This is a genomic window from Mycobacterium szulgai (genome assembly GCF_002116635.1).
In the GTDB taxonomy this organism is placed as follows: domain Bacteria; phylum Actinomycetota; class Actinomycetes; order Mycobacteriales; family Mycobacteriaceae; genus Mycobacterium; species Mycobacterium szulgai.
Genome location: NZ_LQPW01000156.1, coordinates 1 through 17,772 on the forward strand (window position 1 = coordinate 1; position 17,772 = coordinate 17,772).

6 protein-coding genes are annotated in these 17,772 nt (G+C 72.7%); 4 read left to right on the forward strand and 2 right to left on the reverse strand.

Translation table 11 applies throughout. The features are described from left to right. The coding region (locus tag AWC27_RS32895; RefSeq protein ID WP_169726850.1) for a hypothetical protein at positions 1-8,219 on the forward strand (8,219 nt) is incomplete at its 5' end. A gap of 7 nt (positions 8,220-8,226) precedes the next feature. Here AWC27_RS32895 and AWC27_RS23660 read toward each other — a convergent pair. Continuing rightward, positions 8,227-11,637, reverse strand: coding sequence for a TM0106 family RecB-like putative nuclease (locus tag AWC27_RS23660; protein WP_085672745.1), 3,411 nt, complete (start codon positions 11,635-11,637; stop codon positions 8,227-8,229). A 133-nt stretch (positions 11,638-11,770) separates the two neighbouring features. Next, positions 11,771-12,358, reverse strand: coding sequence for an LppP/LprE family lipoprotein (locus AWC27_RS23665; protein ID WP_245847460.1), 588 nt, complete (start codon positions 12,356-12,358; stop codon positions 11,771-11,773). A gap of 167 nt (positions 12,359-12,525) precedes the next feature. Here AWC27_RS23665 and AWC27_RS23670 point away from each other — a divergent pair, with 167 nt between their 5' ends. From AWC27_RS23670 to AWC27_RS23680, 3 genes are all read left to right on the forward strand, one after another. Further along, positions 12,526-14,685: a PE family protein gene (locus tag AWC27_RS23670; protein WP_085672709.1), complete on the forward strand. Its 2,160-nt coding sequence runs from the start codon at positions 12,526-12,528 to the stop codon at positions 14,683-14,685. Positions 14,686-14,836: 151 nt separating this feature from the next. After that, positions 14,837-16,531, forward strand: a complete 1,695-nt coding sequence (locus AWC27_RS23675; protein ID WP_085672710.1) for a DEAD/DEAH box helicase — start codon at positions 14,837-14,839, stop codon at positions 16,529-16,531. After that, the gene (locus AWC27_RS23680) at positions 16,528-17,670 is read left to right on the forward strand and encodes an acyltransferase family protein (protein ID WP_085672711.1); all 1,143 of its coding nucleotides are present in this window, start codon (positions 16,528-16,530) and stop codon (positions 17,668-17,670) included. The genes AWC27_RS23675 and AWC27_RS23680 overlap by 4 nt, the downstream gene beginning before the upstream one ends. Positions 17,671-17,772 lie beyond the last annotated feature (102 nt).

Here is a 17,772-nt window from a genome sequence, read left to right on the forward strand (position 1 = left end):
GGGCGGGAGGTGCCGGCGGGGTCGGTGGCGCCGGTGGCGCGGGTAACGCGGGCGTGTCCGGGAACATGGGCGGTTTCGGGGGTTTCGGCGGACCTGGTGGGCCCGGCGGCGCGGGCGGTGGGAATAGAGGTCCACTCGGCTTTGGTGCGCCGTTCGGCAGCGGCGGCGACGGCGGCGCGAACTTCTTCAGCGCCGGGCCGGGTGGCTTCGGCGGCACGGGCGGCAACGCGGGCCCCGGCGGGCCCGGCGGTAACGGCGGCTTCCTGGGAACGCCCGGCCACGTGGGCGCCAATGGCGTCGGCGGAACCGGTGGGACCGGCGGCACCGGCGGGGTCGGTTTCACCGGCAGCAACGGATTCGACGATCCCTTCTCACCCAACCCGGGTAATCCGGGCGGCCAGGGCGGCCCCGGCGGTCAAGGTGGCTTTGGCGGTGCCGGCATTGCCGGAGTCGGCGGTGGCCAAGGCGGCCAAGGCGGCGTGGGCGGCCAGGGTGGTACCGGCGGAACCGGTGGTGCCAATACCGGCAACAGCGGTGGCATCGGCGGCGGTGGTGGTCAGGGCGGGATGGGCGGTAGCGCCGGTCACGGCGGCGCCGGCGCGGACGGGGGCGCGTTCGGCGCCAACGGCACCGGTGGAGCGGGCGGCACGGGGGGTGCCGGTGGGCAGGGCGCAACCGGTAGCAGCGGGACCAGCGACCCGACCTTGCCCACCCCCGGCTCGCCGGGCGGCACCGGTGGGCCCGGCGGGCAGGGCGGTTACGGCGGCTTCGGCATAGGCGGATCCGGCGGTGGCGCAGGCGGTCATGGCGGCACCGGCGGACAGGGTGGCGCGGGCGGGGGCGGGGGCTCCAACACCGGCACCACCGGCGGTGGCGGCGCCAACGGCGGGCAGGGCGGTAGCGGCGGCGATGCGGGTTTGCCCGGCGCGGGCACCGACGGCGGCGCGGTGGGTACCGCGGGCACCGGCGGGGTAGGCGGTCACGGCGGTTCCGGTGGGGCCGGCGGGCAGGGCGTGACGGGCACGGTCGGAAAGATCGGCGGCTTGGGCGGTCAAGGCGGTCAAGGTGGTCAGGGCGGTCAGGGCGGGTTCGGTAACGGCGGCACCAATGGCATCGGCGGCGCCGGCGGCACGGGTGGCATGGGCGGTCAGGGCGGCACCGGGTTCGCCGAGAGCGGCACTGACAAAGCCACCGGCGGTGGGACCGGCGGTAATGGCGGCGCGGCCGGGCTGGCCGGCGCGGCCGGTATCGGCGGCACCGGCGGCGCTGCGGGTGTGGGCGGTACCGGCGGCCAGGGTGGCCAGGGCGGTACTGGTGGGGTCGGCGTGCAAGGCCCCGCGGGCAGTAAGGGCGTTGACGGCGGCCTCGGCGGGCACGGCGGTGACGGTGGTAAGGGCGGCCAGGGTGGTTCGGGTGTAGGTGGCACAAATGGCACCGGCGGTACCGGCGGCACTGGCGGCGCCGGTGGTCAGGGCGGTACTGGCTTCGACGGCGACGGGACCAACAACGCCACCAACGGCGGCGACGGCGGGGTCGGCGGCGCCGCCGGCCTGGCTGGTGGCGCGGGCACCGGGGGAACCGGTGGTGCCACGGGCAAGGCCGGCACCGGCGGTGCCGGTGGGCAAGGAGGCACCGGCGGTGCCGGCGTCCAAGGCATTACCGGCAGCAAGGGTGTCACCGGCGGCGTCGGCGGCCAGGGCGGTAACGGTGGTGGAGGTGGCCAGGGTGGCTCCGGCGTCGGCGGCATCAACGGCACCGGCGGTGCCGGTGGCATAGGTGGCGTCGGCGGTCAGGGCGGTACCGGTTTCGCCGAGACCAGCACCGACAAAGCCACCGGAGGAGGCAAGGGTGGTATGGGCGGGGCCGCCGGCACCGCCGGTATTGCCGGCACCGGGGGCACCGGTGGTGCCACGGGTGCCGCCGGCATCGGTGGTGCGGGCGGTAAAGGTGGCACAGGTGGGGCCGGGTTGCAAGGCCCCGACGCCACGAAAGGCTTTAACGGCAGCACGGGCGGCGACGGCGCGGACGGCGGTGAAGGTGGCCAGGGCGGCTCGGGTCTTGGCGGTGTCAATGGCACCGGCGGCCAGGGTGGCACCGGCGGCGCCGGTGGCACCGGGGGCGCCGGCTTCACCGACGACGGCAGCAATAACGCCACCAAGGGCGGCATGGGCGGCAACGGTGGAAAGGGCGGCACCGGCGGAGCGATCGGCGTGGGCGGCACGGGTGGCACCGTCGGCGCCGCCGGCACCGGCGGCGCCGGCGGCGACGGGGGGGTAGGCGGTGGGGCCACCAGTGCCGGCGGTGTGGCCGGCGATGGCGGTGACGGCGGCCGCGGCGGGCAGGGCGGCCAAGGGCTCGCCGGACCGACCGGCGGTAACGGCTATGCGGGCGGCCTGGGCGGTGCCGGCGGTGCCGGCGGCCAAGGTGGTGGTTCCGCCGACCCCACCGGAACCAGCGGTAGCGGCGGCGGCGGCGGCGAAGGCGGCGTCGGCGGCATCGGCGGGACCGGCCATGTCGATACCGGCAGTAACAACGCCGGCGCCGGCGGCCAGGGCGGCCAGGGCGGTCAAGGCGGCGGCGGTGGTGCGGCCGGCACCGGCGGTGCGGTCGCGGGTACGGCGGGCGCAGCGGGCTTCGGCGGCATCGGTGGCGACGGCGGCAAGGGTGGCGCGACCGTCACCGTCGGCGGTACCGCGGGCGCCGGCGGCCAGGGCGGGCAGGGCGGCCAAGGCGGTACCGGCATCGACGGTCCGATCGCGGGCACTGGCGGCGAGGGCGGTCAGGGCGGTCAAGGCGGGCTCGGCGGGACCGGGGGCGGCGCCATTGCCGGCGCCACCAACGGTGCCGGTGGCCAGGGCGGCCAGGGCGGGCAGGGCGGCACCGGCGGCGTCGGCCACGCCGACACCGGCAGCAACAACGCCGGCACCGGCGGGACCGGCGGCCACGGCGGACAAGGTGGCTTAGGCGGCGCGATCGGTAGCGGCGGCAGCGGGGGGACCGTGGGCGCCGGCGGCACCGGTGGCCAGGGCGGCACCGGCGGCGCCGGCGGCACCGGGTCCAGCAGCGGCAACACCGGCAACATGGGTGGCCAGGGCGGCAAGGGCGGCGACGGCGGCCAGGGCGGTGTCACCATCGGCGGAGTCAACGGCGACGGTGGCCAGGGCGGTACCGGTGGCGAGGGCGGCAAGGCCGCGACTCTGGGCGACGACTCCTTCGGCGGTACCGGCGGTAAAGGCGGTGACGGCGGCGACGGCGGGACGATTGGCATCGGCGGCACCGGCGGAGTCGCCGGCGTCGGCGGTACCGGCGGCACCGGCGGCGCTGGCGGCACAGTGGGCAGTGGCTTTGGTACCGCGGGTCACGGTGGTCAAGGCGGTCACGGTGGCCAGGGCGGCGACGGTGTCAACGGCCTGGCCAACGCCACCGCCGGCACCGGCGGCAAAGGTGGTCTGGGCGGCGGAGGCGGTGCCGGCGGCGCCGCGGGCTTCGGCGCGGTCAATGGTGGCATGGGCGGTGACGGCGGCCAGGGCGGCCGGGGCGGCACCGGCGGCGCGGGCTTCACCGACAGCGGCAGCAATGACGCGGGCACCGGTGGCACTGGCGGCACCGGCGGTGGAGGTGGTCAGGGCGGCCAGGGCGGCACTACCGGCTTCGGCACCCAAAACGTCAACGGCCAGGCCGGCCAGGGTGGCACCGGCGGCACCGGCGGCGTCGGCGGCGACGCCACGAAGAGCGGCAATACCGCAGGTGCCGGCGGTCAGGGCGGCGCCGGTGGCCAGGGTGCCGCCGGCATGGACGCGACCATCCAGTTCGGCACTGGCCAGATGGGCGGTACGGGCGGTGTTGGCGGGACCGGCGGTGCCGGCGGCCACGCCGTGACCGGTGCGACCAATGGCAGCGGCGGCCAGGGCGGCGCCGGTGGTCAAGGTGGGGCCGGTGGCGCGGGCTTCACCGACACGACGGGTACCGGGGGCGCGGGATGGGGCGGCGACGGCGGCCAGGGTGGCGTGGGCGGTAGCGGCGGTGCGGCCGGTAGCGGCGGCACCGGAGGCACGTCGGGCGCCGCTGGAACGGGCGGGACCGGTGGCACCGGTGGCGCCGGTGGCAGCGCCACCTCGGGGTTTGGGTCGGGCGCTATGGGCGGTCGGGGCGGTATGGGCGGCCAAGGCGGTACTGGCGCCGATGCCACCACACCGTTCGGCACCGGCTACGAGGGCGGTAAAGGTGGCCAGGGCGGCGTCGGTGGTGCCGGCGGCGGCGCCACGGCCGGGGGATTCAACGGCAGTGGCGGCCAGGGCGGTGAAGGCGGCACCGGCGGCATTGGCGGCGCCGGCTACGCCGATCATGGCGGTAACGACGCCGGGGCCGGCGGCGTCGGCGGCAAAGGCGGCGATGGCGGAGCCGGCGGCGCGGTGGGCACCGGTGGTCGGGTCAACAGCGGCGTTGCCGGCGTTGCCGGCAGCGGCGGCACCGGTGGCACCGGCGGCACCGGTGGTGCCGCCACCCAAGCCGGCAACACCGCCGGCACCGGCGGCCGGGGCGGTGACGGCGGTCAAGGTGCCGCGGCCAGCGATGGTGTCGCACCATTCAATAGCGGCATGCCCGGCGGCAACGGCGGCAGCGGCGGCTTCGGCGGCCAGGGCGGCAACGCAGTCGCGGGGGCGACCAATGGCAGCGGCGGCAAGGGCGGCACCGGTGGGTCGGGCGGTCAAGGCGGTCAAGGCTATGCCGACGACGGCAACAACGACGCCGGCCAGGGCGGCCAGGGTGGCCAGGGCGGCCAGGGCGGCCAGGGCGGCATGACCGGCTTCGGCGGCAGCGGCGGAAGCGTCGGAACCGCAGGCGACGGCGGCACGGGCGGCCACGGCGGCCAGGGTGGTGCCACCACCTTCACCGGCCACACCGGCGGCCGTGGTGGCGGCGGCGGTGCCGGCGGTCTCGGCGGCTTCGGCGCCTCCGCCACCAGCGCCGCCGGCGGTGCCTCCGCGGGTGGGCAGGGCGGCCAAGGCGGCGTGGGCGGCACCGGCGGCAACGCAGCTGCCGACGCATTCAACGGCGACGGCGGCACCGGCGGTCAAGGCGGCCAGGGCGGTAGCGGCGGCTTCGGCTTCAACGACAGCGGCTCGGGCGACGCCGGCATGGGCGGTAGCGGCGGTACCGGCGGCCAGGGCGGCGCGGGTGGCGCGGCCGGCACCGGCGGTAAGGCTGGCGCCGTGGGTGGGGGAGGCCAGGGCGGCCAGGGCGGCATCGGTGGTCAAGGTGGGCAGGGTGCGTTCGGGACCAGTAACCCCGGCGGCACTGGTGGCCATGGCGGTCAGGGTGGCCAGGGCGGTACTACCAGCGGCGGAATCAACGGCGACGGCGGCGTCGGTGGCCGCGGCGGCACCGGAGGTACCGGCGGCTTCGGCTTCACCGACGACGGTGTCACCCCGGCCGGCGATGGTGGCACCGGTGGCACCGGCGGTACGGCCGGTGCCGGCGGCGCGGCCGGCACGGGTGGCATCGGCGGTGCCACCGGCGGCCTGGGTGTCGGCGGTGACGGAGGCACCGGCGGGCAAGGCGGCAATACCTCCACCGCTGGTCACACCGCTGGCAAGGGTGGCCAGGGCGGCCAGGGCGGCGACGGCGTGAACGCCGGTACCGCCGCCGACGGTGGCCAGGGCGGCCAGGGCGGTGCGGGTGGCCAGGGTGGTAGCGCCATATCGGGCGCAACCAACGGCAGCGGCGGGAAGGGCGGCCAAGGTGGTGCGGGCGGCACCGGCGGCACCGGTGTGACCGACAACGGCAATCTTCCCAGCAACATGGGCGGCACCGGCGGCCGCGGTGGCCAGGGCGGTCAGGGTGGCCAGGGCGGCGCAGTGGGTGTGGGCGGCGATCCCGGCAGTTCGACAGTCGGTGCCGCGGGCACCGGCGGCCAGGGCGGTCAGGGTGGCCAGGGCGGCGCCACCACTGTTACCGGTCACACCGGTGGTCTCGGCGGCCAAGGCGGTGCGGGCGGCCAGGGCGGTGCCGGCGTCGGCAGCAACACGCCCGCGGGCGCCGGATTCGATGGCGGCCAAGGCGGCAAGGGCGGGACGGGCGGCACCGGCGGCGCAGCGGTTGCCGGCGGCACCAACGGGAGCGGCGGCCAGGGTGGCACCGGCGGCCAGGGTGGCACGGGTGGCACTGGTTTCCCCGACACCGGCAGCAACAACGCCGGCACCGGCGGTAACGGCGGCAAGGGCGGCGAGGGCGGGGCCGGAGGTGCGATCGGCCACGGTGGCACCGGCGGCACCGAGGGTGGTGGCGGTGTGGGTGGCCGAGGCGGCGACGGCGGCCAAGGTGGCGGCGGCTCATTCGCCGGTCCCGGCGTCGTCGGCGGGGACGGGGGCACCGGTGGGCAGGGCGGCATAGGGGGTAGCGGCGGCACCACCAACGGCGGAATAAACGGCAGCGGAGGCCAAGGCGGCACCGGCGGTCTAGGTGGCCAGGGCGGCCAGGGCGCATTCGAGGGCAGCAGCACCCCGGCCACCGCCGGTGGCGACGGCGGAATGGGCGGTAAGGGCGGCGCCGGGGGTGCGATCGGGACCGGCGGTACCGGTGGCACCGCCGGTGGGGTGGGGACCGGAGGCCGAGGCGGCGGCGGCGGCTCGGGTGGTAGCGCCTTTAGTTCCACCGGCGTCGCCGGTGACGGCGGCAAAGGCGGCCAAGGCGGCCAGGGCGGCGATGGACCTGATGCCGCCACGCCCGGCGGTGCCGGCTTTGCCGGCGGCCAGGGTGGCGACGGCGGCCAGGGTGGACAGGGCGGTAACTCCTTCACCCCCACCGGATCTCGGGGCAATGGCGGTGACGGCGGCGCCGGTGGCGGCGGCGGTAAAGGCGGCAAGGGCTTCGCCGACACCGGCACCGTTGCGGCCGGCGCCGGTGGCGCCGGTGGTCAGGGCGGCAAGGGTGGTCAGGGCGGTTCGGCCGGATTCGGCATCGGCAACGGCGGCGCAACGTCGGGCGCCGGGGGCGACGGCGGTGCCGGCGGCACCGGCGGCACCGGGGGCGCCACCACCATCGCCGGTCACACCGCCGGCGCGGGTGGCCAAGGCGGCCAGGGCGGCGAAGGCGGCCTGGGCAACACCGACTTCTCCGGCGGCAACAACGCCGGTGCCGGCGGCCGCGGTGGCGACGGCGGTCTCGGCGGCAGCGGCGGCGATGCCGTGCCGAACGCCACCAATGGCAGTGGCGGGCAGGGCGGCACCGGCGGTCGCGGCGGTGACGGTGGGGCCGGAAGCCCCGACAACGGGCCCTTCAACGCCACGAACGGCGGTACCGGCGGCGATGGCGGCAAGGGCGGCGGCGGTGGCGCGATTGGCACCGGCGGTGCGATCGGTAGCGGAACACCCGGTGCCGGCGGCATCGGCGGCGACGGCGGCGCCGGCGGCCAAGGCGGCTTCGTCAATGTGTCCGGTAACACCGGCGGCACTGGTGGCCTCGGCGGCAATGGTGGCGCGGGCGGTGACGGTGCTATCGGCCCGGCGGGTGGCGTCGCGGGCAGCGGTGGTGGTGGCGGCCAGGGCGGCGCGGGCGGCATGGGCGGTCAAACCTTCGCTGCGGGCTCCATTAACGGCAATGGCGGCCAAGGTGGTCTGGGTGGTGCCGGCGGCAGCGGCGGCCAGGGCTACAACGACGACGGCGCCAACAATGCAGGAATCGGCGGCCGCGGCGGCATCGGCGGTGGTGGTGGCAAAGGCGGTATGGGCGGGAGCAGTCCCTCCGGCACCGGAGTCGCCGGTGCTGCGGGCGGTGGCGGCGAAGGCGGTCAAGGTGGCCAGGGTGGTGGCACCACGTTCGCCGGGAACGCGGCCGGTAAGGGCGGTCTGGGCGGCGACGGCGGCGTCGGCGGCCAAGGCGCCAACGGTCTGGTCGCCGGCAACGGTGCCCAAGGCGGCCAAGGCGGCAAAGGTGGCGCCGGCGGTTCCAACGCCCACGGCACCGGTGGCACCGGCGGTCAGGGCGGTTTCGGCGGAGACGGCGGCGTGGGCGGCATCGGCGCCGTCTTGGGCGGCAGTGGCGGTGCCGGTGGCACCGGCGGAACGGGCGGCACCGGTGGTGTCGGTTCCAGCGGTAACCCCGGCAGCGGCGGTGCCATCGGGGTACCGGGCAAGCCGGGCAATAGCGCCACCAACCCGCTCGGCGGCACCGGCGGCACCGGCGGCGCCGGCGGCACGGGAGGCACCGGCTCGCTGTAGGCGCTGTCTACCCGGGCGTCAACGCGAGGAAGGCACCCAGGTCCACCAAACCGGCGGGTGTGGCGGGCAGATACTCGGTCAACATCTCCGAGCGCACGATCACCGCCGCGTACTGCGCCCGGCTGATCGCAACGTTGAGCCGATTCCTGTTGAGCAGGAACGAAATTCCGCGTGGAACTTCGTCAACCGACGAGGCGGTCATCGAGATCAGCACGACCGGCGCCTGCCCACCCTGGAACTTGTCAACCGTGCCCACCCGTACCTCGCCCAGCGCGCCCGACCGCAGCCGTTGACGTACCGTCGCCACCTGTGCGTTGTAGGGCGCCAGCACCAGCACGTCGGATGCCGTCAACCCCCGGGTGCCGTGCTCATCGGTCCATTGCCGGCCCAATAGGCGCCGGATCTCGGCGACAATGGCGTCGGCCTCCTGCGGGCTTTCGATCGAATTGCCTTGGTGGCGAACGGGAAGCACGTGCACACCGGGCTGATATCCCTCGAGGCGGCGCGCGCAGGTCGTTTCGGTGTGTGAATGCAGCCGGCCTTCGTAGGACAGCGCCGAAACCGCGGCGCACACCTGCGGGTGCATCCGGTAGGAGACGTCGAGAAAATAGCCGCGCTCATCGGGCAGCGTGCGCTGGCCGTCGACCAGCCAATCCAGCGCCGAGGTGTCGACGGGTTCGGGGTGGGTGCCCTGGCTGACCTGGGGCAGTTGCTGCGGGTCCCCGAGCAGCAACAGATTCGCCGCCGCCGGTGCTACGGCAATGGTGTTGGCCAGACAGAACTGGCCGGCCTCGTCGATCACCAGCAGGTCCAGACTGCCCGGGGGCACCCGATTGCCGTTCGCGAAATCCCATGCGGTGCCGCCGATCACACACCCGGGACCCTCGGTGATGAACGCCGCGTACTGGCCCGCGTCGATCTCCTGCCAGCGGTTTGCACCCCGAGCCTGGGAATCCTGGCGCTTCTTGCCGACTTGTGCGGCATCCAGGCCCGCATCGATCACGCAGTCCAGCAGGTTCTCCACGGCCGCATGCGATTGCGCGACCACGCCTATGCGCCAATCATGTTCGATGACCAATCCGTTGATGACCAGCGCGGCCGTATGTGTCTTGCCGGTTCCGGGTGGTCCGTGCACCGCTAAGTAGGACGAGTCCAGGTCCAGCACCGCCGCGGTGATGTCGGCGACGATATCGGTGCTCCGCGGCAGCCCACCGTTGCTGCGGGTGCGCGGACGGTGGCGGGTCAGTATGTCGGCCAGCGCGGTGCGGGGCAACGCCGGCAGCCCGGCGGCCACGGCGGTCGCTGTTGCCTCGATTGACTGGCGCAGTGTGGTTGTGGGCACCGGGGGGCCGGGTGTGAGTGCGAATGGCAGTTGGTCAAAGGTGTTGCCGTCGTTGCCGATTCGTTCGACGATGACGACCTCGGTGGGCACGGCGGGGTCGTCGACCTCGACGACCACCGCACGCGCGCACGCCCGCCGATCGGGATCGTCGGACATGCCCGGCGGCGCCGGCGGTTCATACAGCGCGAATACATTGGTGCTGAGATCGCCGCGCGCCAGTTCACCGCTTAGCCGCAGCCGGCGCTGCGGCTTGTGTGCGCGGGGCGGGGTATGCCAGTCCACGGCGACCGAAGCCTCGCGGACCACGAAAACGCCGGGGTTGTCCGACCATTCCTCGGCGGGATAATTCAGCCGGTCGAAATGGGTCCACCAGAACGGCTTGTCCTCGCGCTGGTGATAGCCGCGGGCGGCGGCCACCATGGCCACCGCCGTCTGCTGCGGGGTGCGGTCGGCGGCCGCGGCATCGCCGGTGAAGTTTGACAGCGCCGACGCCAGCCCGTCCTGCTCGGCGATGGCCCCGCCGTCGGGAACCGGCTGGACGCCGACCGGTGTGACGCCGGCTTCCCAGGCCCGCAGCACCAGCCAGTCGCGCAGCGCGCGGGTGGACCGGCAGTCGTAGTGGTTGTAGTCCTCGATCTCCTTGAGCACCGTGGCGGCCTCGTCGCGGCGGCCTTCGGCGAGCAACTCGCAATAGCGGGCATAGGAGGTGATCGAGGCGGCGGCCGTCGTGACGTCACCCGAACGCAGCTGCGTGCCCATGTAGAGCGGCTCGAGTGCCTTCAGGCTGAACGACTCCGCGCCGACGCGAATACTCTTGCGCACCAACGGATACAGGTCCACAAGTACACCGTTGCGCAGTAGGTCGTCGACTTCGTTCTCGCCGACACCGTAGCGCCCGGCGAGCCGCAACAGCGCCGTCTTCTCGTACGGCGCGTAATGGTAGATGTGCATATTGGGGTAGCGCCTGCGCCGCTTGGCGACCATGGCCAGAAAGTCGATCAGCGCCTTGCGCTCCGCCGCCCGGTCGTGTGCCCACAGTGGCCGAAAACCACCCGCCGCGTCCAGCACGCCGAACAGATATTCCAGGCCCCACTCCTTGCCGCAGGTGGTCCACAGCGGATCGCCCTCGAAGTCGAAGAACAGGTCGCCGGCGTTGGGCTCGGGCAGCAGTGTCAGTGGCTGCGGTTCTGCGACCTCGAACCGCGCAACCCCGGTATTACGTTGCAGCACTTGCAGCTTCGCCTGTGCGGTCAACTTGCCGACGGCGCTTGGCGCCAGGCCCGGCACCGCCCCGGTGTGGCCGGCAAGATCGCCGATGGTGGTGATGCCGGCGTCAATGAGCTTGTCCCGCTGGGTCACTCGCATGCCGGCGACCAGCAGCAGATCATCGCGTGCGCGCAGCTGCTCGGTACACAGCGGACAGCGGAAACATGCCCGCACCCCGTCGTCGTCCCAGCGCACCGCCGCGCCCGCGGCGTAATGCTCGTCGAGCAGGCGCTGCAGCACTGCGCGCTGGGACCGATACACCGGGATCAGGTCCGCGACGCGGTACCGCACCACGGTCCCGTCGCCAAGCTCCAGCTCGGCCTCCGGCGCCACGGGCACACCCGAAGCGGCCAGCGCATCGGCGTAGGCGGCCAGCTGCAGCAGTGCGGTGACCTTCGGTGAGCGGGCCAGCTTGGTGTCGGCGACCCGGTACTGCGCACCATCGCGGATGAGGAAGTCGGCGAACCCGACGAAGCGGCCGTCGAATAGCGCGGCCTGGTACACGACGGGCGCTTGGCCGGCAATGGCGCGCAGCGTCGCCCGCGCGGCCGCGGCCAGCCCGTCGGGGGTGTAGGCGGGACGCCCGATAACGGCGACCGCATCCCCGAATTCGTCACGCAGTCGCGCGAGCCGGCGTCGTTCGTGCTCGGTGCCCAGTGCGACGGTGCGGGCGAATAACTCGTCCTCGGCGGTCACGGCGGGGCCGCGGCCCAGTTTCGCGTCGAAGTCCCGCAGCAGGGCGTATTCGCACCGCGCGGCCGACGCCAGATCCGTTGCGCTGTAGACGATGCTGTCGCCGGTGACCAACACAGCCGCCACTGTAGGGCAGGGGTCCGACAGGCGCATACAACAGTTGGGGCGGCACAGGCGGCACAGGCGGCACAGGCGGCACAGGCGGCACAGGCGGCCAGAGCGGCACCGGCTCCTCGTGGGTAGCCGCCCTTCAGCGGCCGGAGTTGTTGCCGATCACTTCCACGCCAGTGCCGTTCCAGTGGAATTTCACATCGCTGTTCAAGCCGTGGATACCGCTGGGATAAGTCAGCGCAACGGTGTCGCCGGTGCTCTGCGTCGTGTCGATGCCGTTGAACCCATAGGTGTCCGGCACGCCCTGCGGGATGAACTTGCCGAGATGGAACATCACCGCCCGGGTGCTGGGGTGATCGCCGTTGGTATTGGCCTTGATGATGACGGCCGACAGCTGCGCGCACTCGTTGTAATTGCCCGCCAATGGTTCTGGGTTCCACGGCTGCTCGCTGCGTGGGTCGCGAGGCAGCTCGGAGACCACCTTGGCGATGGTGGGCGCGGCGAGGTTGACCGCGCACGGGTCGGCGGGCGGGGCGCTACTGGTGGGTGCGGCCGCCGTGCCGGGCGGTGCCGCCGGCGAGCTGTCCGGTGCGGTCGGGGCCGCAGCTGACGTGACGGGTGTGGCCTTCGGCGTCTTGGCGACGGTGGAGTCTCCCGAGCCGCAGCCCGTCACCATCGTGGCGGCCACTGCGGCGGCGGCCAAACCTTGCACGCCCCGCGAAACCACACCGGGCACCGTACCCCCATCCCGCCCGCGGGCGGGGCAGGCGCGCCCACGCTTTGCGGCCTTGGCGTGGCGATACATGAAATCCTCCGGAAAGCCTCAATGCGCGCTGGATATGTTGCCGCTGCCGAGTTTGGCCAGGCTGCAACGTGCATCGAAGGGGTTTGTCAATGTCGTTTCTCACCGCGGCGCCCCAGGCGCTCATGTCGGCCGCACACGACCTTAGCGGCATCGGTTCCACCCTCACCGCAGCCAACGCCGCAGCGGCGGGCCAAACCACCAATTTGCTCGCCGCCGCCGAGGACGAGGTGTCGACGGCCCTGGCCGCACTGTTCGGCTCACACGCGCAGACCTACCAGGCGCTCAGCGCCCAAGTATCGGCCTTTCACGACCAGTTCGTGTCGGCCCTGCAGGCCGGTGCCGGCGCCTATGCCAGTGCCGAGGCCGCCAACGCCTCGCCGTTGCAGACCGTCCTCGACGTGATCAACGCGCCCTCTATGGCGGCGGTGAATCGTCCGCTGATCGGTAACGGCGCCAACGGCGCACCAGGTACCGGGGCAGACGGTGCGCCGGGCGGGATTTTGATCGGCAATGGCGGCGCCGGCGGATCCGGGGGCGCCAACCATCTCGCCGGCGGTAACGGCGGTATCGGCGGATTATTCGGCAATGGCGGCGCCGGCGGCGCGGGCTACTTGTCCGGCGCCGGTGGTAACGGCGGGGCGGCCGGGCTGTTCGGCAATGGCGGTGCCGGTGGCACCGGCGGCTTCAGTACCGTCGGCGCCGGGGGAGCCGGGGGCAACGGCGGGACCGGGGGCATCTTCGGACTGGGCGGTCCGGGCGGAATGGGCGGCAACGGAATAGGCGTTGGCGGCGCCGGTGGTAACGGCGGTAATGCCGGGGAATTCGGCACCGGCGGTACCGGTGGCAACGGTGGCTTTGGCAGCGCCAGTGGACTCGGCACCGGCGACGGAACAGGCGGTGTGGGCGGCGCCGGCGGCAACGCCACCGGCCAATTCGGCCATGGCGGTGCCGGCGGCGTCGGCGGTGGCGGCGCGGCCAACGGCGCGTCCGGTGGGGCGGGCGGCCACGCCGGCACGCTGTACGGCGACGGCGGCGCCGGCGGCACTGGCGGATACGGAAACTTCCACGGCGGTACCGGCGGCAATGGCGGTGACGCGGGTTCAAAATTCGGCTTCGGCGGCGCCGGTGGTGAAGGCGGCTATGCCGGCGGGTCGCCGAGTACTGGCGGTAACGGTGGCAATGGTGGCGCCGGTTCGATGATCGGCACCGCGGGTAATGGCGGCAACGGCGGCTTGAGCCTCAGCGGCGCCATCGGCACTGCCGGCGCCGCCGGCGCGATCCCCGCCGGTTCGCTGCAGCAGACCCTGGCTCCGCTGAACGACGTGAGCCAGACGCTGTTCGGCCGCCCGCTGATCGGCAACGGCGCCAATGCCGCACCCGGAAGCGGGTTGGCCGGCGGAGACGGCGGGTTGCTGATGGGCTCCGGCGGCGCGGGCGGTTCCGGTGCCATCGGCCCCCGCGGTGCGGGCCAGGTCGGCGGACACGGCGGGGCCGGCGGCTTGTTCGGCAGCGGCGGCGCCGGCGGAACTGGCGGCTTCGGCTACGCGGGTGTCGGGGGCACCGGCGGCGCTGGCGGGGCCGGCGGGATGTTCGGCCTCGGCGGGGGCGGTGGAGCCGGTGGGAACTCCAGCCCCGGTGGTACCGGCCCTCAGGCCGGTATTGCCGGTGCCGGCGGGGACGGCGGAGCCGGTGGTTGGTTCGGCACCGGTGGGGCCGGCGGTACCGGCGGCGGCGGCGCCAAGATCGGCGGTGCCGGGGGTGCGGGCGGACTCGGCGGGCAGTTCGCACACGGCGGCAACGGCGGCGCGGGCGGTAGCGGTGTCCAGCAGGGTGGTGCCGGCGGCGCCGGTGGTGACGCCAGTGGTCCACTGGGCAGCGGTGGCTTCGGCGGTACCGGCGGCTTTTCGGCGAAGGGCACCGCCGGGGCTGGCGGCGCCGGCGGTGACGCCGGCTCGCAATTCGGCTTCGGTGGTGATGGCGGCGCCGGCGGGTACGGCGTCAATGGCGGACACGGCGGCGACGGCGGCCACGCCGGCCAGTACGGCAACGGCGGCGACGGCGGCGAAGGCGGCATAGCGGCGCCGGGCACCGGCAAGGGCGGTGTCGGGGGTGCCGGCGGCAACGCCGATCAAACCGGCAACGGCGGCAACGGCGGTAATGGGGGATATGGCCCGACCAACGGCGTTGGCGGTAAAGGCGGCACCGCCGGAACACAGACCGGCAAAGCCGGGCGGCACGGCCTGAAGTAGCCGGCGTCCCGGGCCGTCCCGGGCCCTCCGCTGAACGTGCACTGGTTGCGAAAAAATCGGCGGATTTTCGCAACCAGTGCACGTTCGGCGACATGGTGTCCGGACCGACAGTGCGTATGCGGCGGCCGGGCACAGCTAAACTCCATGGCAAATGGACATCCCGGAGAGCTCTCCCTCCACATTTGCCGACCTGCGGATTCACCCGCGCGTGTTGCGCGCGATCGGTGAAGTCGGTTACGAGACGCCGACGGGCATCCAGGCTGCGACGATCCCGGCGCTGATGGCGGGCTCTGACGTGGTCGGATTGGCGCAAACCGGCACCGGCAAGACCGCGGCCTTCGCCATCCCGATCCTGTCCAAGATCGACGTCACCAGCAAAGCGACCCAGGCTCTGGTGCTGGCGCCCACCCGCGAGCTGGCACTGCAAGTGTCCGAGGCATTCAGCCGCTACGGGGCACACCTGCAGCACCTCAACGTGCTACCCATCTACGGCGGCGCGTCCTACACCGTGCAGCTGGCCGGGCTCAAGCGCGGCGCACAGATCGTGGTCGGCACCCCGGGCCGCGTCATCGACCACCTGGAACGCGGGACCCTGGATCTATCGCGAGTGGACTATCTGGTGCTCGACGAGGCCGACGAAATGCTCACCATGGGCTTCGCCGAGGAAGTCGATCGCATCCTCTCCGATACCCCCGAATACAAACAGGTGGCCCTGTTCTCGGCGACCATGCCGCCGGCCATCCGCAAGATAACCACCAAATACCTGCACGACCCGCTGGAGGTCACCTCCAAAGCGAAAACCGCTACCGCCGAGAACATTTCGCAGCGCTACATCCAGGTCGCCGGCCCGCGCAAAATGGACGCGCTCACCCGTATCCTGGAAGTCGAACCGTTCGAGGCGATGATCGTGTTCGTGCGCACCAAACAAGCGACCGAAGAAGTCGCCGAAAAGCTGCGTGCCCGAGGGCTTTCCGCGGCGGCCATCAACGGCGACATCCCGCAGGGGCAGCGGGAACGCACCATCGCCGCGCTCAAAGACGGCCGCCTCGACATTCTGGTCGCCACCGATGTGGCGGCCCGCGGTCTCGACGTCGAACGCATCTCCCATGTGCTCAACTACGACATCCCGCACGACACCGAGTCCTACGTGCATCGGATCGGGCGCACCGGCCGGGCCGGACGTTCGGGGACGGCGCTGTTGTTCGTATCGCCCCGGGAACGCCACCTGCTCAAGGCGATCGAGAAGGCCACCCGCCAAACGCTCACCGAGGCAGCGCTGCCCACCGTCGAGGACGTCAACGCCCAACGGGTGGCCAAGTTCTCCGACTCCATTACCGACGCGCTCGCAGCACCGGGCATCGAGCTGTTCCGCCGGCTGGTGCAGGATTACGAACGCGAGCACGACGTCCCGATGGCCGACATCGCCGCCGCCCTGGCGGTCCAGTCGCGCGACGGCGAGGCATTCCTGATGGCGCCCGAACCACCGCCCGAGCGCGCTTCGCGCCGGCGCAGCGAAGACCGGGAAGGCCGGGAACGCCCCGAAAGGCCAAGGCGCGACAAGGCATTCACCACCTATCGGATTTCGGTGGGCAAGCGGCACAAGATCGGGCCCGGGGCGATCGTCGGCGCTATCGCCAACGAAGGGGGATTACACCGCAGCGACTTCGGCCACATCAGCATCGGGCCCGACTTCTCCTTGGTGGAATTGCCGGCCAAGATGTCCAAAGCGACGCTGAAAAAACTTGAGAAAACACGTATCTCGGGAGTCCTGATCGAACTGCGGCCGGAGCGGTCCGGCCGGCCGGACCGCCCGGCCAGAGCACCTAAACGGAAGCCCGTCCGATGACCCTGTCCGAGGAGAAAGACGCCCAGGGCGGACTCGAACAGACCGCCCACGTGGACCGGGTCGCGTCGCTCACCGGCGTCCGCGCCGTCGCAGCGCTGCTGGTCGTCGGCACCCACGCGGCCTACACCACCGGCAAGTACACGCACGGTTACTGGGGCCTGGTCGGTGCCCGGATGGAGATCGGGGTGCCCATCTTCTTCGTGCTGTCGGGGTTCCTGCTGTTTCGCCCCTGGGTCAAAGCCGCTGTCACCGGCGGCCCGGCGCCCTCGCTGAGTCGGTATGCGTGGCATCGGGTTCGGCGCATCATGCCGGCCTACGTCATCACCGTGCTCATTGCATACGTGCTTTACCACTACCGCGAGGCGGGTCCCAACCCCGGACACAGTTGGCTGGGGCTGGTCCGCAACCTCACCTTGACCCAGATCTACACCGACGGCTATCTGGGCAAGTACCTCCATCAGGGTCTGACCCAAATGTGGAGCCTGGCGGTGGAAGCCGCCTTCTACGTATCGCTGCCCGTGCTGGCATACCTACTGCTGGTCCTGATCGCCCGGCGACGATGGCAACCCAGGTTGACGCTGGCCGCTTTGGCGGCGATGACGCTGATCAGCCCCGCCTGGTTGATCCTGGTGCACACCGATCACTGGTTTCCCGACGGCGCCCGGCTCTGGCTGCCAACGTATTTGGCGTGGTTCCTCGGCGGCATGATGCTGTCCGTGCTGCAGGCCATGGGCGTGCGCTGCTACGCGTTTGCGGCCATATCGCTGGCCGTCATCTGCTACTTCATCGTCTCCACGCCCATCGGCGGCGCGCCCACGACGTCACCGGCGTCGGTGAGCGAGGCGCTGGTGAAGACCTGCTTCTATGCCGTGATCGCCACGCTGGCGGTGGCGCCGCTCGCGCTGGGCGACCAGGGCTGGTATTACCAGTTGCTGGCCACCCGGCCGATGGTGTGGCTAGGCGAAATCTCCTACGAAATCTTCCTGATCCATTTGGTCACAATGGAATTCGCAATGGTTTACGTAGTGCGCGCCCATGTGTATACCGGCTCCATGCTGTATCTGTTCGTCGCGACGATGGTGCTGACGATCCCGCTGGCCTGGCTGTTACACCGGTTCACCCGGGTCAAGACCGGATAGCTGCGGCCCTAATTCGTTTTACGCCTTCGCCACCCATCCCCGGGCAGCTGGCGAATCGGCAGGGTCGGGCGCCCTGCCCGGCGCCGTTGGCCGCGTCGGTGG